A 23,502-nucleotide genomic window follows, 5' to 3' on the forward strand; every position below is an offset into this window, starting at 1 on the left:
TCCTATAAATTTAATTCAGAACGATAAAAGGTCCCCTCGTATCTTCGAGCGGACCTGTACATTTTTGATTCTTCGTCGTATTCCGGTTTTGCATTTGATGTGTTTTCCATTTTCAATTGTTCTTTCATTAATCGTGAAATGTGATAACTAACTTTATTCCTTACAAAATACGCTTGATACTCTTCAGATTCAGGTACAAATACATCAACTTGTACAAGATAGCTTAATGCAAGATTATCGTTATCAGCGTATTCGACAGGTAATGTGTCATCAACCTCACTCATTACAATATAAGGTTTTCTCATATCTGATGGTTCGGGGTATTCATAAAACTTAATACGATTGCTAACATATTTTTGTACTAACACATCCTTAACAAGAATGTTGTAAATTTCCATTAAAATATCTCTCAATCGTATCAACCCCTTTTCAACCTTTGTTTAACAATTTGAAAATAAGTCTCTTGACCACTTCTTAAAGCACGTTCTACCGCACCTTTTCCTCGGGGGTTAGGGTTCTTGATCGTACCAAATTCATTTAAATGAATAATTCTGTAGCGCTCCTTAGGACCTTTCCAATGTATTTTAATAGTCCGAACACCATTTAAAGTGAAAGGTTTAGATAATTTCACTTCAGCTTTACTAGCGCCTGTGTCTTTAAAACTTTCAAAGTTGTTTTTGATTTTTTGAACAATTACATGACCACCAGCAACTAAAGCTTCATCCACGATGCGTTTCATTTTTGCTTTACCATATCTATTTTCAAGTTCGCGTTCTAGTTCCTTCATACCTTTTAATTTAATCGCCATTTGCTACACCTACTACTTTAATCATTTCTTTATTACTTGAATTAGGCGCAAAGTCGATTATTTTAAATGTAGAATTTTCATACAATCCATAAATAAGTTCGAACGTATCTGAGTGATTGATTTGATAATCAGTATGTGGATTTCTAAAATTAATCGTAATTTTATGAACGCCAGTTATACCGTTTGTTTTTTCTAAATCTTTCGTAGAACTCTCATAAACTTCACAAAGCGTCGTAAACGCTTCTTTTTTCTTTTTACTTCCTGGAAACGGACCATCTTTTTCCACCATACGAAAAAAAGTAACGGGTACTCGTAAGTCTCCGCTACTTATTTTAGGTGGTTTATAATTCTTATTCATAATCTACCTCCCTCATATTTTCAAGTGCAAAAGAGGTGATTTGACTTAGAAAGTTATCGTGGAAAAACTCTAAATTATCATTATAAGCATACCTTGTACGCTCATATACAAGCTCAGCTCCACGGTTATTCTTATTCATATCAAACTCTTGGCAACGATATTCAATATCTTCGTAGGATTGTTCGAGTAATGATTGTATATGCTCATCTTCGAACGTATGAAAAATTTTTAATCGTCTCTTCATTTCTTCAACATGATTTTGAGTGATCATTTAATCACCCCTTTCAATTATGCGCCTACATCAGGTGATACTGAGTCAGCGGATGGTTTTGATGCAATATCCAAGTCGTAAACCAAAGCTACTTTATTATCGTCTGGCATACCATGCGCAAATTGTTTTGCGATAAACACATCAGCATCTTCTAACGCAAGTGTTTGGTCATATGACTTGATAGTTACTGAGCCGGTTTGAACTGCATAATAACGACTTCCTACAACAAAAATAGCTTTATCAGGGTCTACAAACTCTGATGCTACAACATCTACGTTAAATGGTAATGACGTTACCCAAGCACCGTTTACTGTTTGCATAGTGTTTTGGGCTTTTACATAGAATTGATCTGCTGGGTTAACTAGAAGTGTTACACCTGTACTTACGTCTACTTGTGCTCCATTCTCTTTAGTTGAAAGCGTCGTAAGCGCTTGCGCTAATTCATTAGCGGTAGTTTGAGCATCCGCGAATGTCAATGTCCCTGCTGATGCTTTATCAGTCGCGCCAGTAATAGTTACGCCGTCTGTATCATATGTTAAATCTTTTGTTAGTCCATAAGGTTGGTTTGACGCTGCACCGTTACCTTTAACAATACCTTCTTCTAATTTAAGTGCCATCGCTTCTGCTAATTGCAAGCGAACATAACGCTCAATCCATTCTGGGCCAAACTCCAACATATCTTTAGGCACGATGGCAAATGCAGTTAATTTATTTTGTGAGAAATTCAATTCTTTAAAATTCGCTTGAATTTGCCCTTGAATCTTACCGAATACTTCTCCCCAAACAGCAGCACCTTTAGGATCTCCAACGATTAAACGCGTTTTAATTCCAGCGATTTGAAAATTAATTTTAGATAATAGAGGTCGTGCTTTTTGCATATCTTCAAACACACGTAATACTGTAGATTCCGGTAAAATAACCTCTTCTTTATAAGTGTCTAAGTTTGCATCATCTTCTACTAAGTTAGTAAAGAAACGTGATTCTTCAGCGGTAAGAATGTTTTCCCCTCGATTCATACGCACTTGCTTATCTGTCGAAGTGTTATAAACTTCTTCACGCGCTTCTTTTAACACTTCGTTCTGCAAATTAGAAGAGAAAGCAGCCATGTATTCCGCATATTTATTTTCAATCGTTTCAGGGTCAGCGTCATTTCTTACTGCCTCAAAATATTCATTCTTTAAATTCTCAACATCTTTGTTGATTGAATCTTTAAATTTCATCGTCATAATTTTTCCTCCTATAAATAACGTTTTTTCTTTGGTTTATTATTACTATTTTTGAAATTGGCTAATTGAATTTTCAAACTTTCAATTTCATTCTTCATAGCAATCATTTCATCATTGTTTTCTACATCTTCTTGCGTTTCTTTAGGTGTTTCAACCTTATCTTTCGTTTTATCCGCAAAACCTTTATCTACGGCATCTTGTGCTGTAAACCAAGTTTCATCAGTCATGAGTTGTTCAATCTCTTCATTATCAAGTCCTGTTTTATCTTTATAAACTTCAACAATAGACGCATCCACTGTCTCTAAGGCATTTAGTGTCTTCTTAACGTCCGCCTTATTACCAATTGCGATGGTCGCTGCTTCGTGAATCATCAGCGAAGCACCTTTGCTCATAATAAGCTCATCGGCCGCCATTGCAATGATAGAGGCCGCACTCGCAGCCAAAGCAGTAACTTCAATTGTGATGTGTGAAGAGTGGTTTTTTAAATAATTATAAATTTCAATTCCTTGAAAGGCGTCACCACCAGGGCTGTTTAAGCGAATTACAATATCTTTATCTACACTATCTAATACTTCGGCAATATCATGACTGTTAATAGTTTCATCGGCAAAGATAGAAGATTGAGCCACCGGTCCACTAAGAGTGAGAACAAATTTATCGTCTTTCACTTCGTTTTTAAAAGCATATTTAGACGTTGCTTTCATTAGCTCTTGTTTCGTCTTCATTTTCATTCTCACCCCCTTTCAATTCATCCTCAGGTTGATAGTTTTTAGTCAAAATAAAACGGTCTCCACCTTCAACAGGTGCAAGACCGAGCATTTCACGAACTTCATTTTGTTTAGCTGCGCTTGATGATATTAATTTGTCTACTTTTTCTGCATTCTTGATTGGATCTACCGTATTGATACCAACAACTTTTATACGTTTACCACTTAAAAATTCGCTTTCAGTAAAAAACTTGCTATTCAATTCATCTTCGATTTTTGAAATTAAAGGATTAATGCAGAAATCTATATATGCACTCATAGCATTACTTAAATCAGCAACATCTCCATGTATTAAGTTCGATGGAATACCTACAATTTTCGCAACATCATCAATAATCATGCGTTTGACTTTTTGTAAATTTTCTCCGCCATTATCATTACCAGTTGTGCTATCTTTTGACAGTTCTTTATATTCGAAACCTGGCACTTGAGGCACGATCGCAACACCATTATTCTTAAATTGACTATAAATTTTATCAATATACTTTTGCAATCTTGTCATTTTTTTATTATCGATATTTCCACCGCCAGAATCGACGCTAACAATACCTCTGATTTGATTTTTACGAAGTTGCGTATCCATCATACGTCCGAAAAGTTCTCCATAATCTGCAAATAAGCTCTCAACAAATCTTTGTAACTTATCGTTGTTATAATTTAAATATATAACTTCATTCATCCTAAAAGAACGTTCAAATTTGAAGTCTTTTACAATAATATCTTTAAAAACATCTTCGTAAACAGCAAATTCTTCTCTATAAAAATCATCAGCAATCAATAAGTCATCTGAGTCGCTTTTAATGATTAGAACCTCATTGTCATAAACCAATTTGTAAATAACTTTGTGCCAAAAATCAGTAGCGCTTGAGTCTGTGTTAGGTCTTACATTCAGTTTATAATACAATTTATCTTGCTTTAGTTCTTGATCATCTTTAACCCAAAATTCAGATTGGCTGAATGTTCGTGAAATAAAATTAATTACAGTTTCAATAGCCATTCGCTTCAAATATGAACGATTGGCTGGGTCGTTTGCTAATTCTAAATCGAGCATATCTCTTAATTCTAAATTCCTCTTAAATACTGCATCCAAAAAACCCAATTAACCACCTCCTTTGTTACTAAAAATTAAGTTGATCTAATAAATCAAACGCTTTATCTAAATCGATTTCTTGTATTTCATCTATACTGTATAAAGCGTGTAAGAAAGCATGGAAACCATCAGTTTTACGTCTATGTTCATCTTTTTTGATAAATTCTTTATTACCATCTTTTTTAACATGTACCGCAACATTGTTCGTATACCAACGCATTAATGGATTGTCTCCGAATATAATTCTATGATTTGCAAATAATGTTTCAATTCTAGGCGCTAACTTACTATGGACACCTCTTGGATTTCGTAATACTTCTATTTCAAACCCAGCTTCTTCAAATAAAGGTCGCATTAAATCCATACGGAAATTATCTGCAACTACTTTTTGAACAGCGTACTTTTCACGCATTTTTATAAACCAGTTGACAATGTGAGCAGGGTTTATTGAAGGCTCATCTACGATTGTTAAATGCCCTTGTCTTTCCCATTCTTTTATCGGAGGTTTTAACTGAGCTTGGTCAAGATATTCCTTGCGAGCAAAAGAATGAGAAATCCAAACAACATTATCACCTTGTTTGAATAACAAGCCTACTGCTGCAAAATCTTTGATACTAGCATAATCAACGCCTCCAATTGCAGTTTTATTTTTTAGTGGTGGTATATCACGACTTGTTGCAAGTACATCATCACGAGATGCTACAATTTTGCTAGAATCTTCTTCAGGTAGATTCATTCGCTTAGTCATAAAATTTTCATAACCACTTGGGCTATGTTTCAAGTCGTTATATTGATTTAAAACTTTACGATAAAGGCGTTTGCCATAATCACTCATAGGTTCTTCAAACATAGGATTTGCTTTAGACCACTTAGATGGGTCATCCTTCTCATCTTTATGATCTAATCGACAGATAAATGGAAACAGCCGGTCATCTGTTGCCTTTCCTTCTAAAATATCGTTTGAACGTTCTTTCATTTTATCTAGGAAACCTTCACGCACGAATCCATCTGTACCAATAAAAAATTCTCTAGGATGCTTAACTTTACCTAAGCCACTAGAGAATACATCAACAATATCGTTATTTTCATACCTGTGAACCTCATCATAAATTATAAATCCTTCACGACCACCATCTTTACTTCCTGCATTACTAGTTGCATATTCAAACTTACTTTGAGTCTTAGTAGAAGTAATTCTAAGTTTAGTCAGGTCAAATAAGCCTTTTCCTTCTACATCATTAACTTTCCCCTCGTACAAACCATGTTTGATTATCATTCTGTGCATTTCTTCAAATGATGTTTTAGCTTGCTTTTCTGTGTTGGCTACAACAGTGCCATCATAATTATCGATATCATGCAATTCACTAATGAAATATGTCGATAATCCACTTATTAGACCGTTTTTACCAGCACCACGCGCAACAAGCCAAAAGAATTGTTCAAAATAAAGTTCATTTTCCTCATCAAAGAGAAATACAAATGCTATTAAAAATTTCTGAAAGGGTTGTAATTTGAAATAAAACCGTTCAATAAAAGCTATACATAGTTCAATTTGTTCATTATCAAAGTATAGATCGTTTCTATATAAGATGTTGTTTTCTAGATGATCAATCAATTTTATTCTATCGTTATTAAGTTTAATTTCTCCATGCTTGTACTTGTCAATATACCATTTGACATGTTTATTTATCTCCATTCAACATACTCCTTAAATTGCCAGTCTCTTTATCAACCACAACATCTATTTCTTCAGGAAGTAGTTTAGATAATTGCATGATTATCTTTTGATAAGCCGCATCTCGTGAATTGAAAAGCTTAGCAATAGGTCTTTCCCTTTCGTATGGAGGAGCGCTCTCAGATTGAGTAAATAACTCATAATCGCCTTTTTCTTGAATGTCCAACCATGCATCATCTAATAATATACGCATTCGTGCAGCTTGAACAATTAAACCTTGTGCTACCCGTTTTTTATCATCAGGTATAGATTTAAATATTTTATCCAGTCGTTGTTTTTCTTTTTTTACACGAGCTTCATGTTGTTTAATTTGTTCTTCGTTACGTTCCATCGCAATATCACCTCATTTCAGTTTATCTAGGAGGGGGGGTCATACGTGAAAAAATTATAATAAATGTCGGGAGAAGACTCCCCTGCCCCGTTTCCCCTTCAACAATTTAATCCAAAAATATTTAAGCGGGGGGCTATTTATTTTTTACCACCATTCATCGCCAGTCCATTTTGTTTCTTTTTTAGGAAATGCTCTCCCTTTTTGATATCTATTATGCTTTTTATTATGACAACTCACACATAACGTGACTAAATTATCCATATCGTAAGCTAAATCAGGATGACTATCTAACTCTTTAATATGGTCAACATCAAGAGACTTGTGTTTTGTGCGATCTATAGTTTTTACTATGCCTTCCTTTTTGCATTCTTGGCATTCATAATTATCTCTTAATAAAACTTTTTCTCTGAGTTCACGCCACTTTTTTGATTTATAAAATCTCATTGTTTCTTTATCTACATGACGATCACTTGCAGGTTTACTTTTACCATCATTAAACCATTCTCTTATAACTTGCTTGACTTTATCTTTATCTGGTCTATCACTATTGTTCACACGTTCGATACACGTATCTATATCAGTATCCATTCTAACTATGTGATAGTTAGATACTCTATCTGTTATCTTCTTGGATAAATAAGTAGTAATGACATATAACTTACCTTTACTTATATGTTGAGTATAATCGAGCATCATATTGCGTATGAGTATACAAGTGTCATGAGCCTGTGGCATATAGTGGTGATACTCACTTAGTGTGATTGATTGTGATATAGCATCATAATCATAAACCATGTCTTCATTAGTTATATGTTGCTTAACATATGTAGTCTTACCACTTGCAGGTGGACCATATACTATAATAATATCCACAAGCTTACCTCCATAATAAAAGACACACCACATTAGTGATGTGCCTTCGAGTATTTATTCAATTCGTATAGTTATATTATAAAGTTATATATATCAGTAATGCACATTACCTTCGATGTCTTCTATCTCTTCGATGTCTTCTCTTTATCGTAGTGTCCTTGTTGTGCATCCATATACACATTCACTATCTCATTGATACATGCATAGAACTTAGAGTCACTATTGATTTCCATTAAGTCCTTGATAGTCTTATGCTGCATGTTTAGTTTAAGCATTTGTAATATGTGATAGTTCCTATCATCTGTTATATATTCTTCATACTTATCAATGAACTCTATCTTATTAAGTATCTTTACATTACGTCGATACTCTCTATTCCTATTAAGTACTTTAACTAATACCTTATCACCTGTACCACCTTTAGCTTTAGGCATTACAGACTCGATACCATATTGTGCAATAGATGTACTGTCTGCGTCATAGACTTGCGACTCTATAATATTACGCATCCACTTATAATCATTGATCATTCCTTTTACTTCATCTCGTGTGTACAAGTGATTACCTCCATTACTTAAACTGTTTCTTCGCTCTTTGTATTTCAAACTCCACATCTTCTATGTCGCAATCTCTCACGTACTTAGTGAATAGGTACACATTCGTATATCTCTGTGCGTCTAACTCCTGACGTAACACTGTATTGTTACCTATCGCTATGAGTAGCAGTACGCCGAGTATAATGGTTAATGCTATCCACATTAGTTGTCATTCCTTTCCTCGTTAAATCCTATAGCTAAATTTTCAAATGCCAACACTAAGATAGTACGCCACTGTTCAGAGGTTAAATTGGTATGTCTATTATTAATTCGATTTAAATAATTTATTAAGTCATTAGGATTATCATACGTCACACCATCAATGGCAATGCCTAAACCAGATATACAATTAGAATTTATTCCCATTATCTTCTCACCTCATTTAAATATATTTATCTTTAAGTTTTAACAACTCATTATAATTAGCTTTGAGTTTTGCTTCTGATACTTCAGCGTCAGTTGAGAATTCATCTATGATTATTTCAGAACTGCAGTAGTATTCTTTTAGTAAATAATCAACCAAATTTTCTTTACTGTTTATACATTTAATATCTTCATCGATAGTTGGAGTTTTAATTTCTCCTTCTCTTTTTAAACGCAATTTTTCCTCGGCTCTTTTCATTTCAATTTTGGCACTTCTCCAAAATTCATCATGAGACTTAAAATAAACTTTCCATTCGCCATCTGATTTAACATCAGACCATTGTTCTTCAAATAACTTTTTGTTTTTGGGTTCATCTAATACAACTATCCATTTTTCGTTTCCGTTCGTCATCATGATAGGTTCCTCTATATTCTTAAACACTACTCACTCACCTCTGCTTTAATTCTGTTCAAGTCGTATTGATCGGTTTCTAATGCGTAATCATTCGGTGCAGTATCAATATCATCTGTACTTTCTAGCTTAGTGATGAGTAGAGAAGTGAGATACTTCCCTAACTCATACATAGCGATTAAGAATAAATCTTTAAGTATACGTTTAATCATCTACATCATCTCCATGTTCGATATATTCTATAACGTGTTCCAATGCTGATTTATAAGTAAGTGTTATCGAATCTTCCTGTTTTAATTCTTCAATATCGCTAATTACACTTTTTAATTTTTTGATTACTTCTTCACTACTTTTCATTCCGTTCACTCCTTATCGAATATCCCTAATTTTTTATATTCATCTTCTAGCCAACGCCAATTTGCTTTAGTTGGTTTAACGTAATTTAATAACCCTTTAATTTTCTCTTTCGCTTCTTCCTTATCCTCTGCCTCTACCAACGTCATACGTTCATTCTCTCTAGGACTTTCTACATGTCTATGCACATGACCTGTGCTATCTGTGAATTCTCTGATTAGGAATTGTTTCACAGTATCACTCCTTGATTTTTAACTACTATAATTGCTCTGTGCGAACCGTAATCTATATGAAGATCATTATCTACTTCCCAAAATCTTAAATAAGGCGTTATAGGTAGTTCTTTCAACTTAGGTAACTGTTCTGTCATTTCTAACCAGTTAGATCCTTTTATAACTTCACCTAATTTGATACCTCTTTTGTGATGGTTCTTTTTCAAATACACTTTAGAATATTGCGTCACTTCCCCAGCACCTCTTTACTCTTTCTTTTTAAATTTCAAAGTCACTACATCTCTAAAATGTTGGTTTCTTGTATGAGTTTCTGAAAGTTTATAATTAGTTATCATTTCAATTACTTCATAATCTACTAGGTTCAGATGAGATATATGAATATTAGTTTCATCTTTTCCGTTAAATAATCTTTTTAATATTTTTATTGTCGGTTGTTCAAAGTCTTTCACTTCTCCAACACCTCTTTTACTTTTTCTAATATGTCTTTACTCTCCTGTGCTTCCGTATGCTCCACGTCCTGATATTTCATCAAACTCTTGCACCTCCGTTGGCTCTGGTAACATTACTGGTGCAATGACTAATTGCGCTAAGCGTGTTCCTGCTTTAACTACGATTGCCTCATCACCTATATTATCTGTGATAATTCCAATTTCTTTGTTATACGTATGATCAATTGTTCCAAACGCTACACGTAATTTTGTATCTTTTGATTTACCTGATCGTGGTCTCACTTGCGCTTCATATCCATACGCTAAATCAATTGCAATGTGTGTTGGGACTACAACTGTACTATGTGCAGGAATAACTGTGTCTTCTGCTACATATAAATCTAATCCACTATCTGTTGGATTTGCTCTTGTTGGTAAAATTGCTTTCTCACTTAGTTTTTTAATTGGTAAAATTCCCATTTATTGTTCCTCCTTAAATTTGAAATACTCTTCGAATTCATATTCATCTGTAAAGTAATATTTTGACCTTTCATGTGAGGTAGGGTTTATCCAAATGATGTAACACGGATAACTGATAAAAGATAAAGCGCCAATAAGTAACTTTTTGTTAGGAAATATAGAAAAACAATCTGTTTCTTTTTGTACTTGCTCAACATTGTTATCATCAATGTAAATTGCTTTTAAATTTTTATTTTTAACTGTGTGATGCTTCTTTAATTTTTCAATCGTTTGCCACTTACTCATCACTACCACGCTCCAAATCATTTAATAAAGTTTGAATATAAGTTTTAGATGCACTTAATAATTCGTCTTGATAAGCATTAAGAATTGATTTATCTACTTGCTCGATATGCCACAATGCCTCTTGTAAGTTATCTATATCTTGAAACATTAATGGTCGGCCTCCATTTCATCGAACACATGGCACAATCTATCTATAAAACGTTCATTATCATATAATGAATAGCCGTTTAATTTTTCACTATCAGCAGCTTCTTTTATCTTGTCGTATGCCTCTGCCTTCCTTTTAATCTCTGCCATATCATTGATTATCTTGTCACGTTCTTTTGATACATCATATAAATTACCTTCTATTTCATAACTTAATTTAACTTCTTTATCTAATTTTCTCTCTAACTCTGCATTACGCTCACGCAATTTCTCAAGATCATCAAGCAATGTGTTATAACTTTTTTGTGATAATGTTACTCCCATTTAATTGTCCTCCAATAATTCTGGGTTTTCGTTAATTCTTTGTTTTATAACTGTCCAATCACAATTGTATATCCTAGCTATTTTGCTAATGCTTAGACCGTTTTCCAAGTGTTGTTTTAATTCCTTTGAATCAATATTATACTTACGTTTCATCTTCATCCCTTTTCTTTTACGACCAGCTTCAGCAATTTTATCTCTATGACTTTGCGTAAGAGATTTCCCTTTATTATGACCTGACAAGTGTTGACTTGCTGTTAAGATGGTAAGGTTTGATTTTGAAGCATCCGATTTGTCGCCATTAATATGATGAACGTGTTCGTCCTTCCCCAATTTTCTACCTAACCAATACATCATTAATAATCTATGTACATGGTATTTTTTATCATGTACAGAAACACAAGGGTAAAGACCATGCATATAGATTTTTTTATTACTTGAAGTGGGTTTGCTTTGAACCCATAATATAGCTTTTTCTAATTCTTTATAATCAACTTTGCAATTACATTCATTTCTAAAATTTATGCTTTTTTGTGAATTAACAATCAATTTTCTTACTCCTCGTTTAATAAGTTTTTATTTTCAAACACATTACCAATAACCGATAAATAATTTTCTGCTGTTACTCTATATAACTCATATTGTTCAGTAGTTTCTTTCATGCTTATTCCAAAACAGGACTTATGGTTATCCCAAACAATACTTCCTTTTGTTTTTATACGTTTATCATATGGATATTTAAGCTCTACAATATCTCCTACATAAATCTCAGTACCATTCTTATCTTTCAAGCCAGTTGATTGCATGAGTTCAAAACAATTTGCATCATAATATTCTGAACAACTATTATCGACTTCTCCATAACCTGTATCGTCTAATGCGTAATTAAACGATATTGCTGAAACATTTTTATCAATTCCGTTGAATTCAATAACGCCTATGTCATATCTCATTCGGTTATCTATTAGATCCCACGCTCTAAATTTAGGTATCATCTCAAACACTCCCTGTTCCTTTTTATGTCACACTCACTAACTTTCATCGTCACTCTACTTCCTGCTACCTTAACCACAAAGCCTTTGACACCTAACTCACGTAACTCCTGCTGTATTTGTGTAGGTGTCTTACCTTGTGTGTTGTAGCGATAGCGTTGGTTGATTGTGTTGCTAAGTATCATGAAATTAACTCCTCACATATCTCATCAAACGTTTGAATACCTCTACCGTCAGTAACATCCATGATTACGCCATACACATATTGATTGATACTGAATTCTGCTCGATCTTGTTCTTCTGAAATATGTCCCGTTCCTTGTCTGATGTCAGTACATTGGACGTAAATCTTAATATCCTTATCACTTGCTCTTTTAAGGTGCTGTGCATACCCCATTTCGCAAATTGTCCCTTGTGCATGTGGTAAGTAATCAAATATCATTACATCGCTTGTTTCCATGCCTAGTGTGTCGTTAAACACAATGCGTTCTGCTAATTTATCTTGCTTAGCATTCGCTTTATCATTTATATCCTTATCGTCATGTGGTGCGTAAACTTTAAAGCCTAATCGCTGTAACTCTTGCTTTTCCCACTCTCTGCGCATCTGTTGGCCTATACTTAGCATGTCGCCACCTAAATAGATCATTGTTCTACCTCTTCTTCTTTAATTTCGTATATCTCATCTTCAACGCTTTTAATTAAGTTATCGATTTTTTCTCTAATATCTTTACCGCTCGCATTTTTAAATTCTGTCGTTGTTTCATATCTGAGATAACCTAAATAACCCATTATATTTATAAGTAGTCCTTCTAATTCTTTTATTCTGTTACATGCTTCTGTATCTTTATATGTTTCTCTATGAAATTTAATACCTTGTAGCAAAAGTTCAGATGTAATATCATTTTCAATATTGATTTTCACTTTTTAGTCCTCCCAATTCTCTATCGCAAACTCAACACTTTGCTTGGCTTTCTTTAAATCTTCTAAACCATTCTTTCTAGGCGCTCTCATTAAGTATTTGAGTGCATTACCTACGTGATAAAATACTGACGCTGATTTGTACGTCTTACCTACTAATTCGATAATCATTCGTGCTGAGAACTTACCGAACTGATAATGTGGTGGTTCGTGTACCATGTCTTGTTCTTCCTGCATATCCACCTTACGAGTGAATGGCGCATTCACTCTCATAAAGTCGTCATTGTCAGTTATCGTAAATTTATATCCACCTTGATTTTCTACTTCTGCTTTCCATACCGTTTTTAACAGTATTTCTTCTGCGTACACACGATTTACAATCGCTGTTTGAAAAGCACTAAACTTTTTGTTGGCACATTGGAACTGCACTATGTCATCTTTGTTAAGTTCTACTATTCTTACATTCTCCATTCGCTTATCCCCTTACCTTTGGAAATATGTCATTCTCTTCTAAGTATCTAAACCACTTACTACTCACTCTGTGCTTTTTAACCAACGCTTCTGAACGTCTTGCTCTTGCGATACGTTGTTCACGTCGTTTACGTTTTAATGCTCTTTCGTGTTCTGCTCTGATATACATAAGCTGACGGTATTCTCTTTCTGATAATCTCCCGTACTGCTCTTTATTGCTTAAGCGTTCTTCGACTTTCTCCGTACTAACCATTTATTACTCCTCCGATTATGTTTATTCAGCTACTTTTAATTTAATTTTCTGTTGTTTAAACATGATTTCTTTAGATCCCGCTTTGAGAAGTTTGTAAATTTCATCTTTGCTAAGTTCAACTTCTGGAACAGGTTTGAAGTTATTAACGTAGTCAATTTCGACAATCTCAAAAATGTCATCAAAATCAACTTTCAAATAATCAATCAACAACTCTCTCATGTAACCAGAAACGTATCTTTTTCTATTCGCTAAGTTTGAAATAACTGTTCTATCAACATGAATATTTTCAGCAACAGCTGTATAACTTAAATTGCGTTTTTCTAAAAGAAGTTTGAACGGTTTAGATTTAATTAAAGTTTTCATTTTCTTCATACGATCACTTCCAATGTTCATAACGAAAATCTACATCTTTAATGTCGATATCGTCGAAAATTTCTTCTGGACTTTTCTTAGCTTGCTCAATTCTGTATTCCATTTCTTCATCAGTTTCTTTAGTTGCTGGTAACTCAATCGTGCCTCTGATTAATACTTCAGCTTTGACTGTTGCCATTACTCATCACCTACCAATTCGCCATCTTTCCAGATGAGTGTCATTGTGTCTCCGTCTTTTAACCAAAATTCTCTACTAAAATCATCTTTTACTTGTTCAATAGAATTCCCGAACCATTGCGCTCCATCATTATCTTGAAATATCTCAAGCATTTCTGGGATTTTTGTGCCTTCTGTAAGCTCTTCTTCAACTTCCACTGTGAAAGTTTCATCTTTACCAATTGAATGCTCTACAGACACTGTTTGTACCATGTCAAAATACACAGAACCTCCGTCAATATTGCTATAAAATGCTTTTTCTTTAACATCATTCTTCCAAGCCCACTCAATTAATTCTAATAAGTTCATTTTCTTCTCAACTTTAACTTTTACCATTCTTCATCTTCTCCTTCTTACGCTTTCTGCGTACCTTCCACAATTTCGATTGCTTCTTCCACACTTCTTGCTACGCCATATAAAATGTTTTGCGTTTCTGCGAAGTCTTTAAATTTCTTTTGTTCAGGTCTCAATCGTCCACTTTCCGTCTTTACTTCGATTGCTATAAATTTTCCATCTGATTTACGATAACCAAATGTATCGGGAAAGCCTTTAGGGAGTAATTTGATTATTCTGTTATCTTTTGTCTGTACTTTTCCTGCATTTGCTCTCCAAAGTCTGTGACCACGTTGATTGATTGCTAATATTATTTCGTTCTGTATTTTTTGTTCGCTTGGCATTTAAAATAGGCCCTCCTTAATCGTGGGGATAGTTTAAGAGGAGGGTTTAATTTTGACTAAAACCTCGTAATATCAACGTTTCAAGACTATTTTTGATTTTGGGGAGGCTTTTTCTAAAACTTTTTATTTATATATATATATTTATTATTTTTTTATTTTTTATCTTTTAGAAAAACTATCCCAACTATCCCTAAAGTAATAAAATATATAGGTTAAAGTATTGATATTATAAGGTTTTAAGTTGGGGAAGGTTTTTAAAAATAACTATCCCCAACTATCCACTAACTATCCCTAAATATTGAGTGAAAATTTATTTAATTCTTTTTTACTTTCTTGCGTTAAATTCAATCCATAATAATAATGTTTTCCGCTATATTTTTTACGATTAAATCGCTTGACCATTTCACGACCGAATTTTGTACTACTCATGATATGCTGATGATTTTCTTTTGCCCAACGATCATAAGCGTTAAATAATTCGGATGACTGAACTTTCTGCATTGGATTTGTATCGCAACACTCTTCAATAAACGCTGCAATGCTATCCATTTCAGTTCGATACTCATCTCTCTGCTCTTTGATAATGGCAGGCTCAGAAAGTCCGATACGTTGCCACTCAAGAAAGCCATCTACACACCATTTCATTATTGCTGGTAGCTCTTTTTTTAATTTGTTAGTTAAGTCGCGATCAATTTCTTCTAAAGGTATTTGTTTTTCAAAAGGGATGATGACAAAACGTCTCCAAATACCATCGTCACGACCTCTTACATATGGCTTGTGGTTAGTCGCCATCCACAACTTAAACTGTGGTGTAAATTCAAATTCATTCTCGTATAATTTACGTGCTGACACTCTGTCGCCACCTGTTAATTGTTTAATTAAACCTTCATCGAAACGTTCACCTTCATTAGGCTCTGTGGTTGTAACTAATCTTGCACCATCTAATTTTGCTATTTCAGGAGATGCGTCTGATTGTGTTTTACTTGCCATAATTGCTTGTGGTTGAATGTTAGTAGCATAGTTACCAAAGATTTCGTTTAGAATATCTAAGAATACTGATTTACCATTACGACCATTACCATATAAAACCATTAACACTTGTTCGGTTGTATATCCCGATAAAGAATAGCCGACTGCTCTTTGGATAAATTTAATAAGTTCTTGATTGCCTAAGAATATGTCATTAAGAAATTCTTCCCACTTAGGACAATCCGATTTGTCTGTGTATTCAACATTAGATATCTTGGTAAAGTATTGCTGCTTGTCATGTTCTTTAAGTTCGCCAGTTTTTAAATTAAGATAACCATTTTGGGTATTAAATAAATCGAAATCTTTATCAAATGTTTCGTTTGTAACTGGTAATAAGTGTTCACATTCTTTTAGCATATTTACTTTTTTGTTGTGATTGCGTGTATCTTTCCAATGTCTGTATCGATACTTTTCCATATCGTCTGGATCAATACCTTCACTTTTGAATAGTTTTTCTTTTTTAATACTTTCCGCTACTTTATCGGTTAATATTTTCATACGACCTGTATCATCATTCTTCCAGCGTCTACCGTCGTAATACATCCATAAACGAGAAGTATAGTTATAACGAATGTTCTCTCCAAACTTATCTTTAAGACGTTCAGCGTTGCCAGTATCATCATAAGAATAACTTCTATTTTCCTTTGCAGGTTTGATTGCTTCATCCATGATAAATATTTGGAAATCATCATCAGTAGTTTCTGGTACAAATTCATTCTGACAACTTTCAATGGCTGTATTTATAGTGATATTTCCGTAAGTTTCTTCGCCGCGTTTTTCATCCCATTTATCACGATATAAGTTTGATTTTCTGAATATGTCGTCCATTTTTTTAGGATCTCTTGCAGTCCAAAAAGCTAAATCATTAGCAAAAGCTAAATCTGCTTCTGACTGTGAAGAATAAAACTGTTCCCAATCACCTTCGTATAATGTTGTGAAACGTAAGCTATTCTTTGATTTTTTAGCAATATCAATAATTTGTTCAGAAGTTAAATTGTTACCATTACCACCACTTAAATTTTGAGCGTTTATATCAGGCTCTTGCTTGGCAATATATTTACTGTGCAGGAAGTTAAGTTGACCGTATTCGTCATTGTTGATACCGTTATATCCTCCAATTTGTTTGCCAGTCATTGTAAAGAAACGACCTTTATCATAAATCTCTACATTCCCACGTCTACGCCCTTTTTTAGGTAATTCGCCTTTCGTTATTAAATGAATACCTGTGCCACTTGGTGATACTTCTGCATAGGTTTCTAAGACGTTTATAAATTCACTGATAATATTGTCTGTATCAGGATTATTTAAATACTCCTCAATTTCATTGCCTACTTTATCTAAATCAATACCTACATAAGGCTCTACGAAGAAAAAACCTATACCGTCATAACCATTTAAATTATTAACTGCATCTTCAAAGCTAACCCATGTAGTTTCGTCATTAGATTTAGCCATGTTGTTAGTGAGAGGGTTGTATGGGCGTTTTGTTTTACGCCCATTTTCTACCTCCTCTATTTTGAAACAACACCACTGATCTAATTCTTTTAATTCATATGGTATTTTGTCATACACAGTGGTGAGCCTCCTTTATTAAAATGGATAATCTTCTTTTTCGATTTCTACTCCAGCAAATGGATTACTACCGTCATCAGTTGTTTTAAATTTATGTGCCAATTCTGGGAATTTTGTTTTATCCCAACGTTTAACATTTAAATTTTCATAAGTTTTTCCGTTGTATTCTGAAGTTTCGTTTTTAACTGTTACACGTACTGCTTTTCCTAAGAAATCTTTGAATAATTCTTCAATTGAAGAATATTGTTTACCACGTTGTAATTGTGCAGCAGCACCAATAGTATTGAAGAAACGCATATCATATTTCCCTGTCGCTTTCGCTTTCCAAATTCTATGGAATACGATATTGTTTTTATATTTTTGATCAATATCATTTCTAATTGTTAAACGTACATCTACGAATTCTGTTCCTGATTGTGTTGCACTTTCTTCGAATTTAGTAATCACTGTTTCATAAGTTCCGTCTTGAATTCCACCATCAAAAGTATCTTCCATGTTTAAAGTAAAGTTTGTCATAATTAAAATTCTCCTTTTTGATTAATTAGTTTTTGTTTTTCTTTTACATAATCGTTTATGATTATTTCGTCTCTAGTAATTCTTTCTATTTTATCTTCGGTATTTTCTATGAACGGATTTATGTTTTTTAAATAAAACTCATTTACATGTAAAACAGCGTCTTTAAAGTCATTAAATGTTTTAGTAATTTTTTTGTTATTAAAGTTAATACTCATTCTCCATTTTTTATGATTTTTACTGAAAAATATATTTTTATATCCAGTTTTGTTATTAGTTCTAATAGAATTTTTAAAATAACTATCATGAATCCCGTTCTTTACACGTGATTCATTTAAATTTCGAATGTTTGATTTGATTTTGTTGCTTTTTCTATAACCAGTTATTGCACCACTTCTAAAAAGCTGACTTGACCCTTCGTATAATTCTCCGCTTTCAATATTACGTGCAATAACAATTGCCCCTTTTTCATCTCTCTTACCTGTATCACCAATGATTTGATAATTGCCAAAAACTTCTCCATCTATATTTTTATAATGTCCGCCCACTCATCTAACCTCCCAACATTCCTAATCTTTTAGCTTGAATATAAGCCCAACCAGGTTTATATCCTTTTTGTTTAGCAAGTTGATATAATTCTTCGACACTTTCACATTCTTCAGGCTCTTTTAGAGTTAATGTGATAATTTTGTCGTCTACTTCTTCTAATTCTGCATCTTCGTCAATGAGTAATTCTGTTTCTTCTCTCTCTTGTGGAAACTCAAAACCGCATGCAGGGCAAACAGAATATGAACTTTCAATAACGCTGTAACACTCTGGACATTCCTTTATAGGAATTGCGTCATTATCCTTATTTTTCTTACGTTCACCTTTAAAATGAACATTCCAATCATGTTCAGTATTTGGTAATCCATGTCGTCTATAATTTCCAACATGATCAATGATTGTTGCTAATTTATTAGGCTGATATCTCATTGAACGCATAGTTTGTTGTATGAATAACGTAAGTGACATGGTAGGTCGTAGTAATATCACACACTCACAATCGGGAACGTCTACCCCTTCACCATATAATTCAGCATTTACAAGTATTGTTATATCGCCACTTCTGAATAACTCCATTGCTTTTTCTCGTTCTACTTTAGGTGTTTTACCGTCAACTTGTTTAGCAGCGTATCCATTACTTATAAATTTTTCTGCTACCTCTTTGCTTGATTGAACATTGTGGGTATAAACAATTGTTTTTTGCCCGTCTGCAAACTTTTTGTAGTTTTTAATTACGTCACCATAAATTTGAGGCTCCATCGATAATGTGATAGATGCATCACTAAAATCACCAGTTGAGTTTTTCTTGAGTTTATCGTCATCCATTAAATTAACTGAATAATATTTAAATGGTGCTAGTCGATTGTTATCAATCAACCATTGAACTGTTTTGCCAACTATTAAATCTTGAAATATGTCGGTAAATCCTCTACCTGACATACGCCAGGGCGTTGCGGTAAAAGCTAATACATAAGCATTATTAAAACTTTCGAATATATTTAGATATGTCTTAGCCATACTATGATGAGCTTCATCTACTAAGATGATAGAGGGAGTAGGTTCTTTACCTCGTTTAATTCTGTTTGATACAGTTTGAACCATGCCAACACGACACAAATCCATGTCTACACCATTAGCGATAAAAGTTGCTTTAATCTGATTGACTAATTCACGTCGATGAACGATAAACAATACTCGATTACCTTTATCGGTTGCTCGTCTAGCAATTTCTGACATTGTGACGCTCTTACCACTTCCAGCGGGACTAACAACCATTATTTTTGTGTTACCTTTACTCATTGATTGATAAATACCTTCTATCAATTCGTTTTGATAGTCACGTAGTTGGATCATCCACATCACCGACTTTAAACAATTCTTCCTGTAAACAATGTTCTCTATTATCTAGTTGATTTTTAGCAAATACATTGTTACTAGGACTTAATATAAAACCACGGTTGCCTGATTTTTCATTAAACGCTAATCGAGCAACTACTTGGCAAAGTCCTGCAACATTGTCACGAATAGTTTTACGAATATCTGGGACAGCTTGCGTAATTTGTTGTCCTGCTGGTGTATAAAATTCGAAGTTCGTTTCCCAAGCAATAAATACAAGTCGTTTTCCTAGCGATTGCAGGAAACGCAAACTATCAATCGTGAAGAAGTCTACACGTTGATAATGGCTCATTTCAGGTACACGCTCATTCTTACCGTTGCGTCCTAGATTAGCGAGCATTGAACGGAATAACTCTGATATGTTGTCGATGACAATCGTGTCGTATTGTTCAACTGTTTCTTTATTTTTACTAAGCCATTTCATCAATTCGCCCCACTCTTCCCATGCTTCGTGAGTGTTGAATTCTAAAATGTCGATGTTCTCATTGCCTTTTAAAGGTCGTTCTGATTTGTCTACATTGATATAAAGTGTTTTACCAGGTAAGAAATTCAATGTGTGTGTTTTACCTGTGCCAGGTTTTGCATATATGAGATACGTTGATTTATCTGTGGTAATTTTTTTAGCGTTTGAAATATTAAATTCCATCTACTTCACCACCAAACTTGTTGAACTTACTAATTCTGCACCTTCAACATCAGCACCTGCTAAAATATCTTCTTTCATTGCTTTTTTATCGTATCTATCTGGTTGTGGTATACGGTATGCTTTATCGATAAGTGCTTCGTTTGTAATGTTCACACTAGGCTGATTATTGCGTTTGTAAATATAGTTGGTTGATGTTCTGTAGTTATCTCTTTGCTGCACCTCTAAAGCGTCTTGTAAGTGCTGTTTTAATCTGCCGATAAAATTATTCTTTTGTTTCTTCAGTGCTTGTAGACGTTTAATCTCTTTATCTATTGCGTCTGTATCAGCTTCTATGCTTCTGATTAAACCGACTGTATTATCCACTTTGGTATTCATATCTGCTTCAATACTGTCTAACGTATCTTGTAAATCTTCGATAGAATAATCTTCGTCCAACATATTAAGTAATTGTTGATGTTTTGTTGATAAGTTATAAAGGTTAGTCATTAGTTAGATCCTCCATTTCTTTTTCATCTAACATCTTTTGTAATTGATTAGCTCTTGCATCTGCATTTTTATATAATTTGATATAAAGCTTAGTATCTTTTCGTAAATCTTCGATATGTTCTTCTAACGCTTCGTTTCTGCGTTTTAAGTGTTTATAGTCATTACTTAACATTGCTAAATCACTACTATCTTTAAGCAAAATTTCATATTCGCCTCTTGCGAGAATAATATTGTCTTGCATAACAAACCTCCATTGTTATATGATTAACTTGTATAAATTTTGTTAACATCTTGACTGTTTGCTATTTGCCTATAGCATTCAGTCTTTTATTTTGTAGTAGTATTCGTTGAAAAATATGTGAGTTACTACTCCAGCAATCACTCCTACACCTAATGCTTGTGCAATGAACACTCCACATAGTGTTAGAAAAGTGAATAATGCTAATGCCAATGTTCCAGCGATATAAATGCTTTTATCTTCTTTACTTACTTTTCGCTTTCTCACGTTCTTCCTCCTCAATTACTTTTTGTAATGCACCAGCTTTGTACATGAAGTTTAAAAAGTAGTTATACATTTCTTCTGACATCTCAATCACTCCTTTCGTGTATAATCACCTCTAAGGAGGTGTGAATATGAGTAAAATCAAACCGTATGAATTACAAGAGTTTTTCAACCAACGTAATGAACGCGCTAAAGAATTGATAAAAATATTTAGAGATGAAAATCCAGACAATAACCCTTTAGTAATTAGTGGTTATAAAACTCGCGCTGTTAGAGAAGCTAATGATGAAATGCTTATCCAACTTTTAGAAAAACTAGATTTATTAGAAAATAAATAATTCAGCATTCTTCGCGTTTTCATCGTTCACTATTTTAGCTAGTTGCTTTCTATTTAATTCGATATTTGGTTTCCTAGCACTTCTAATCTCCTCCGCTAAGATGACGATTAGGAGTGCTATCTTTAATTTCTTTAGCATGGTTATGCCTCCTTTACTTTCTCAAGGAACAATTCACTTTAACTTTACTAAAAGTGAAGTCTAGTCTAAAATTTTTTGCGGTAGCCTTAACATATCGGCTTTTATTCCGTAAATATACGCAAGTGCATAGATAGCCATATGCTTTGGTACTACCTTTCCTTTTTCCCATTGGATATAAGCGTTTTTGGTTACTCCTAAACGGTCTGCTATTTCTTGTTGAGTATATCCAAATTCATTTCTAGCACCCTTTAAAGATAAAGTTTCCAATTTTTCAACCATATTCATCACCTCCACAAAATGTTTTTCTTTGGTGTTTCAATCAAGTTGTACACTTAATTTACTACACCAAAAGTAAAGTGTCAACACTTTTAGTAAATTTAAAATCAATAATTACACTTTTGGTAAAATTACTTTACATAAAGTAAAGTAAATGTTATATTTTATTTATCAATTAATTATACTTTTAACAAGAGAGGTAAAGAAAAATGAGTAAAACAATTTTATCAAATAACTTAAAAGATTTATTAAACAGAAAAGGTAAAACGCAAACTGATATGGCTAAAGAACTAGATTTGAAAGAATCTACTGTTAGTAGTTGGATAAATGGTTTGAAATACCCAAGAAGAGATAAAATCGAACTGTTAGCTGATTACTTTAATGTACAACCTTCTGATATAACTGATGATAAAAATACATATGATACTATTGCTGCTCATTTAGATGATGACTTTACTGAAGAAGAACTTCAAAAGATTAGAGATTTTGCAGAATTAGTTCGTCAGGCACGTAAAAAGGACTGATTATGTGGAAAGGTATGAAGAACTTTTAACAAAGTATAATCATTTATTAATTAATGATTGTTATAAACTACCAGGAAATTTTAAAGGCTTCTATGATAATGGTGTAATTTTAATTGATAAAAACTTGTCTAAAGCTAAAAAACTAGAAGTTTTAGCAGAAGAATTAGCACACCATGAAATAACATATGGTAATATCGTTGATCAAAAAGATATACAAAATAAAAAATACGAATTAAAAGCACGAAGATTGGCTAATGAAAAACTTATATCTCTAGAAGGTATAATTGAAGCATTTTTGCAAGGCATTCATAATTTATATGAACTTGCTAATTTTTTTGAAGTTACAGAGAGTTTTGTCCTACAAAGTATTGAACATTATAAACAAAAATATGGTTATTCCACTCGATATGGTAAATATGTTATTCAGTTTGAGCCATTACGAGTGTTTGAATATAAAGATATATGAATATTACATATTAAAGGTGGTGGTGCTATAAACAAGTGGACGATGCACCTTAGAATACAAATGAATATAAAAGCTTAATCTACATATAGGAGAA

General features: G+C 33.3%; 46 protein-coding genes. 3 read left to right on the forward strand and 43 right to left on the reverse strand.

All coding sequences use genetic code 11. The features are described 5' to 3' along the window. Positions 1–2: 2 nt before the first annotated feature. The 42 genes from HMPREF3046_RS01890 to HMPREF3046_RS02080 all read right to left on the reverse strand — a co-directional run bounded on the left by HMPREF3046_RS01890 (position 3) and on the right by HMPREF3046_RS02080 (position 21,669). A complete protein-coding gene (locus tag HMPREF3046_RS01890) occupies positions 3–413 on the reverse strand; it encodes a hypothetical protein (RefSeq protein ID WP_070715990.1) in 411 nt (136 codons plus the stop codon). Positions 414–418: 5 nt separating this feature from the next. Continuing rightward, complete coding sequence (locus HMPREF3046_RS01895) at positions 419–808, reverse strand: HK97 gp10 family phage protein (protein WP_070715992.1); 390 nt, start codon at positions 806–808, stop codon at positions 419–421. Then, positions 798–1,166, reverse strand: coding sequence for a hypothetical protein (locus HMPREF3046_RS01900; RefSeq protein ID WP_070715994.1), 369 nt, complete (start codon positions 1,164–1,166; stop codon positions 798–800). Before HMPREF3046_RS01900 ends, HMPREF3046_RS01895 begins: the two co-directional genes overlap by 11 nt. Beyond that, entirely contained in the window at positions 1,159–1,437 is a 279-nt protein-coding gene (locus HMPREF3046_RS01905) for a hypothetical protein (RefSeq protein WP_070715996.1), read from the reverse strand. Before HMPREF3046_RS01905 ends, HMPREF3046_RS01900 begins: the two co-directional genes overlap by 8 nt. Before the next feature lie 17 nt (positions 1,438–1,454). Beyond that, complete coding sequence (locus tag HMPREF3046_RS01910) at positions 1,455–2,663, reverse strand: phage major capsid protein (protein WP_070715998.1); 1,209 nt, start codon at positions 2,661–2,663, stop codon at positions 1,455–1,457. An 11-nt stretch (positions 2,664–2,674) separates the two neighbouring features. Further along, positions 2,675–3,388: a head maturation protease, ClpP-related gene (locus HMPREF3046_RS01915; RefSeq protein ID WP_083316358.1), complete on the reverse strand. Its 714-nt coding sequence runs from the start codon at positions 3,386–3,388 to the stop codon at positions 2,675–2,677. After that, complete coding sequence (locus HMPREF3046_RS01920) at positions 3,351–4,529, reverse strand: phage portal protein (RefSeq protein WP_070716000.1); 1,179 nt, start codon at positions 4,527–4,529, stop codon at positions 3,351–3,353. Before HMPREF3046_RS01920 ends, HMPREF3046_RS01915 begins: the two co-directional genes overlap by 38 nt. Before the next feature lie 19 nt (positions 4,530–4,548). Further along, positions 4,549–6,216 (reverse strand): terminase TerL endonuclease subunit, encoded by a 1,668-nt coding sequence (locus HMPREF3046_RS01925; RefSeq protein ID WP_070716002.1) that lies wholly within the window; start codon positions 6,214–6,216, stop codon positions 4,549–4,551. Then, on the reverse strand, positions 6,203–6,586 hold the full coding sequence (locus HMPREF3046_RS01930; protein WP_070716005.1) for a hypothetical protein: 384 nt from the start codon (positions 6,584–6,586) through the stop codon (positions 6,203–6,205). The genes HMPREF3046_RS01925 and HMPREF3046_RS01930 overlap by 14 nt, the downstream gene beginning before the upstream one ends. Before the next feature lie 144 nt (positions 6,587–6,730). Continuing rightward, positions 6,731–7,030, reverse strand: a complete 300-nt coding sequence (locus tag HMPREF3046_RS01935; RefSeq protein WP_070716216.1) for an HNH endonuclease — start codon at positions 7,028–7,030, stop codon at positions 6,731–6,733. A gap of 551 nt (positions 7,031–7,581) precedes the next feature. Next, positions 7,582–8,016 (reverse strand): hypothetical protein, encoded by a 435-nt coding sequence (locus tag HMPREF3046_RS01940; protein ID WP_053022129.1) that lies wholly within the window; start codon positions 8,014–8,016, stop codon positions 7,582–7,584. A 13-nt stretch (positions 8,017–8,029) separates the two neighbouring features. Beyond that, positions 8,030–8,218 (reverse strand): DUF1514 family protein, encoded by a 189-nt coding sequence (locus HMPREF3046_RS01945; protein WP_017175414.1) that lies wholly within the window; start codon positions 8,216–8,218, stop codon positions 8,030–8,032. Next, positions 8,218–8,421, reverse strand: coding sequence for a hypothetical protein (locus tag HMPREF3046_RS01950; protein WP_049417265.1), 204 nt, complete (start codon positions 8,419–8,421; stop codon positions 8,218–8,220). Before HMPREF3046_RS01950 ends, HMPREF3046_RS01945 begins: the two co-directional genes overlap by 1 nt. Positions 8,422–8,437: 16 nt before the next feature. Next, the gene (locus tag HMPREF3046_RS01955) at positions 8,438–8,833 is read right to left on the reverse strand and encodes a hypothetical protein (RefSeq protein ID WP_176746057.1); all 396 of its coding nucleotides are present in this window, start codon (positions 8,831–8,833) and stop codon (positions 8,438–8,440) included. A 26-nt stretch (positions 8,834–8,859) separates the two neighbouring features. Continuing rightward, the gene (gene rinB / locus HMPREF3046_RS01960; protein ID WP_070716010.1) at positions 8,860–9,042 is read right to left on the reverse strand and encodes a transcriptional activator RinB; all 183 of its coding nucleotides are present in this window, start codon (positions 9,040–9,042) and stop codon (positions 8,860–8,862) included. Continuing rightward, complete coding sequence (locus HMPREF3046_RS11290) at positions 9,035–9,187, reverse strand: hypothetical protein (protein WP_176746058.1); 153 nt, start codon at positions 9,185–9,187, stop codon at positions 9,035–9,037. Before HMPREF3046_RS11290 ends, rinB begins: the two co-directional genes overlap by 8 nt. Positions 9,188–9,192: 5 nt before the next feature. Next, entirely contained in the window at positions 9,193–9,417 is a 225-nt protein-coding gene (locus HMPREF3046_RS01965; protein WP_070716011.1) for a DUF1381 domain-containing protein, read from the reverse strand. Then, positions 9,414–9,647, reverse strand: a complete 234-nt coding sequence (locus HMPREF3046_RS01970) for a hypothetical protein (protein ID WP_070716012.1) — start codon at positions 9,645–9,647, stop codon at positions 9,414–9,416. The genes HMPREF3046_RS01965 and HMPREF3046_RS01970 overlap by 4 nt, the downstream gene beginning before the upstream one ends. 15 nt (positions 9,648–9,662) lie before the next feature. Continuing rightward, on the reverse strand, positions 9,663–9,866 hold the full coding sequence (locus HMPREF3046_RS01975; protein ID WP_048680220.1) for a hypothetical protein: 204 nt from the start codon (positions 9,864–9,866) through the stop codon (positions 9,663–9,665). A gap of 36 nt (positions 9,867–9,902) precedes the next feature. Further along, positions 9,903–10,325 carry a dUTP diphosphatase gene (locus HMPREF3046_RS01980; RefSeq protein ID WP_070716014.1) on the reverse strand — a complete coding sequence of 141 codons (423 nt, stop codon included), beginning with the start codon at positions 10,323–10,325 and terminating at the stop codon, positions 9,903–9,905. Continuing rightward, on the reverse strand, positions 10,326–10,610 hold the full coding sequence (locus tag HMPREF3046_RS01985; protein WP_070716015.1) for a hypothetical protein: 285 nt from the start codon (positions 10,608–10,610) through the stop codon (positions 10,326–10,328). After that, a complete protein-coding gene (locus HMPREF3046_RS11295; RefSeq protein ID WP_176746059.1) occupies positions 10,603–10,758 on the reverse strand; it encodes a hypothetical protein in 156 nt (51 codons plus the stop codon). Before HMPREF3046_RS11295 ends, HMPREF3046_RS01985 begins: the two co-directional genes overlap by 8 nt. Then, positions 10,758–11,081, reverse strand: a complete 324-nt coding sequence (locus tag HMPREF3046_RS01990; RefSeq protein ID WP_070716018.1) for a hypothetical protein — start codon at positions 11,079–11,081, stop codon at positions 10,758–10,760. Before HMPREF3046_RS01990 ends, HMPREF3046_RS11295 begins: the two co-directional genes overlap by 1 nt. Then, the gene (locus HMPREF3046_RS01995) at positions 11,082–11,627 is read right to left on the reverse strand and encodes an HNH endonuclease (protein ID WP_070716020.1); all 546 of its coding nucleotides are present in this window, start codon (positions 11,625–11,627) and stop codon (positions 11,082–11,084) included. It lies immediately after the preceding gene. A gap of 5 nt (positions 11,628–11,632) precedes the next feature. Further along, on the reverse strand, positions 11,633–12,073 hold the full coding sequence (locus tag HMPREF3046_RS02000; protein WP_070716021.1) for a YopX family protein: 441 nt from the start codon (positions 12,071–12,073) through the stop codon (positions 11,633–11,635). Then, the gene (locus tag HMPREF3046_RS11470; protein ID WP_070716024.1) at positions 12,070–12,255 is read right to left on the reverse strand and encodes a hypothetical protein; all 186 of its coding nucleotides are present in this window, start codon (positions 12,253–12,255) and stop codon (positions 12,070–12,072) included. The genes HMPREF3046_RS02000 and HMPREF3046_RS11470 overlap by 4 nt, the downstream gene beginning before the upstream one ends. Continuing rightward, a complete protein-coding gene (locus HMPREF3046_RS02010) occupies positions 12,252–12,716 on the reverse strand; it encodes a nucleoside 2-deoxyribosyltransferase (RefSeq protein WP_070716028.1) in 465 nt (154 codons plus the stop codon). Before HMPREF3046_RS02010 ends, HMPREF3046_RS11470 begins: the two co-directional genes overlap by 4 nt. Continuing rightward, complete coding sequence (locus HMPREF3046_RS02015) at positions 12,713–12,991, reverse strand: hypothetical protein (RefSeq protein ID WP_070716029.1); 279 nt, start codon at positions 12,989–12,991, stop codon at positions 12,713–12,715. Before HMPREF3046_RS02015 ends, HMPREF3046_RS02010 begins: the two co-directional genes overlap by 4 nt. Before the next feature lie 3 nt (positions 12,992–12,994). Next, the gene (locus HMPREF3046_RS11475) at positions 12,995–13,459 is read right to left on the reverse strand and encodes a DUF3310 domain-containing protein (protein WP_256278208.1); all 465 of its coding nucleotides are present in this window, start codon (positions 13,457–13,459) and stop codon (positions 12,995–12,997) included. A 4-nt stretch (positions 13,460–13,463) separates the two neighbouring features. Then, on the reverse strand, positions 13,464–13,712 hold the full coding sequence (locus HMPREF3046_RS02025; RefSeq protein WP_070716032.1) for a hypothetical protein: 249 nt from the start codon (positions 13,710–13,712) through the stop codon (positions 13,464–13,466). Positions 13,713–13,733: 21 nt separating this feature from the next. Next, positions 13,734–14,084 (reverse strand): helix-turn-helix domain-containing protein, encoded by a 351-nt coding sequence (locus tag HMPREF3046_RS02030; RefSeq protein WP_070716033.1) that lies wholly within the window; start codon positions 14,082–14,084, stop codon positions 13,734–13,736. 4 nt (positions 14,085–14,088) lie between these two features. Further along, the gene (locus HMPREF3046_RS11300) at positions 14,089–14,262 is read right to left on the reverse strand and encodes a hypothetical protein (RefSeq protein WP_170076379.1); all 174 of its coding nucleotides are present in this window, start codon (positions 14,260–14,262) and stop codon (positions 14,089–14,091) included. Beyond that, complete coding sequence (locus tag HMPREF3046_RS02035; protein ID WP_070716036.1) at positions 14,262–14,636, reverse strand: hypothetical protein; 375 nt, start codon at positions 14,634–14,636, stop codon at positions 14,262–14,264. The genes HMPREF3046_RS11300 and HMPREF3046_RS02035 overlap by 1 nt, the downstream gene beginning before the upstream one ends. A 17-nt stretch (positions 14,637–14,653) precedes the next feature. Next, on the reverse strand, positions 14,654–14,977 hold the full coding sequence (locus HMPREF3046_RS02040) for a VRR-NUC domain-containing protein (protein ID WP_070716038.1): 324 nt from the start codon (positions 14,975–14,977) through the stop codon (positions 14,654–14,656). A 291-nt stretch (positions 14,978–15,268) separates the two neighbouring features. After that, positions 15,269–17,578, reverse strand: coding sequence for a phage/plasmid primase, P4 family (locus tag HMPREF3046_RS02045; RefSeq protein WP_070716040.1), 2,310 nt, complete (start codon positions 17,576–17,578; stop codon positions 15,269–15,271). Between the two features lie 18 nt (positions 17,579–17,596). Next, positions 17,597–18,094: a DUF669 domain-containing protein gene (locus HMPREF3046_RS02050; protein ID WP_070716042.1), complete on the reverse strand. Its 498-nt coding sequence runs from the start codon at positions 18,092–18,094 to the stop codon at positions 17,597–17,599. Between the two features lie 2 nt (positions 18,095–18,096). Further along, positions 18,097–18,639, reverse strand: coding sequence for a hypothetical protein (locus HMPREF3046_RS02055; protein WP_070716044.1), 543 nt, complete (start codon positions 18,637–18,639; stop codon positions 18,097–18,099). A gap of 4 nt (positions 18,640–18,643) precedes the next feature. Then, positions 18,644–19,990, reverse strand: coding sequence for a DEAD/DEAH box helicase (locus HMPREF3046_RS02060; protein WP_070716046.1), 1,347 nt, complete (start codon positions 19,988–19,990; stop codon positions 18,644–18,646). Next, positions 19,974–20,678, reverse strand: a complete 705-nt coding sequence (locus HMPREF3046_RS02065) for an AAA family ATPase (RefSeq protein ID WP_070716048.1) — start codon at positions 20,676–20,678, stop codon at positions 19,974–19,976. The genes HMPREF3046_RS02060 and HMPREF3046_RS02065 overlap by 17 nt, the downstream gene beginning before the upstream one ends. Beyond that, on the reverse strand, positions 20,679–21,164 hold the full coding sequence (locus HMPREF3046_RS02070) for a siphovirus Gp157 family protein (RefSeq protein WP_070716050.1): 486 nt from the start codon (positions 21,162–21,164) through the stop codon (positions 20,679–20,681). It abuts the gene before it with no gap. Continuing rightward, positions 21,157–21,405: a hypothetical protein gene (locus HMPREF3046_RS02075; protein ID WP_048680780.1), complete on the reverse strand. Its 249-nt coding sequence runs from the start codon at positions 21,403–21,405 to the stop codon at positions 21,157–21,159. The genes HMPREF3046_RS02070 and HMPREF3046_RS02075 overlap by 8 nt, the downstream gene beginning before the upstream one ends. Before the next feature lie 78 nt (positions 21,406–21,483). Next, entirely contained in the window at positions 21,484–21,669 is a 186-nt protein-coding gene (locus HMPREF3046_RS02080; RefSeq protein ID WP_070716052.1) for a hypothetical protein, read from the reverse strand. 128 nt (positions 21,670–21,797) lie between these two features. Between HMPREF3046_RS02080 and HMPREF3046_RS02085 the strand changes: the two genes are divergently transcribed. Next, positions 21,798–22,004, forward strand: coding sequence for a hypothetical protein (locus tag HMPREF3046_RS02085; RefSeq protein ID WP_070436625.1), 207 nt, complete (start codon positions 21,798–21,800; stop codon positions 22,002–22,004). A 198-nt stretch (positions 22,005–22,202) separates the two neighbouring features. Here HMPREF3046_RS02085 and HMPREF3046_RS02090 read toward each other — a convergent pair whose 3' ends face one another. Further along, a complete protein-coding gene (locus HMPREF3046_RS02090; RefSeq protein WP_053022091.1) occupies positions 22,203–22,421 on the reverse strand; it encodes a helix-turn-helix transcriptional regulator in 219 nt (72 codons plus the stop codon). 206 nt (positions 22,422–22,627) lie between these two features. On the opposite strand from HMPREF3046_RS02090, the gene HMPREF3046_RS02095 reads away from it, so the two are divergent. Beyond that, entirely contained in the window at positions 22,628–22,942 is a 315-nt protein-coding gene (locus HMPREF3046_RS02095; RefSeq protein WP_053022066.1) for a helix-turn-helix domain-containing protein, read from the forward strand. Between the two features lie 4 nt (positions 22,943–22,946). Then, a complete protein-coding gene (locus HMPREF3046_RS02100) occupies positions 22,947–23,408 on the forward strand; it encodes an ImmA/IrrE family metallo-endopeptidase (protein WP_070716054.1) in 462 nt (153 codons plus the stop codon). Positions 23,409–23,502 lie beyond the last annotated feature (94 nt).

Source organism: Staphylococcus sp. HMSC070D05 (assembly GCF_001815595.1).
GTDB lineage: Bacteria > Bacillota > Bacilli > Staphylococcales > Staphylococcaceae > Staphylococcus > Staphylococcus hominis.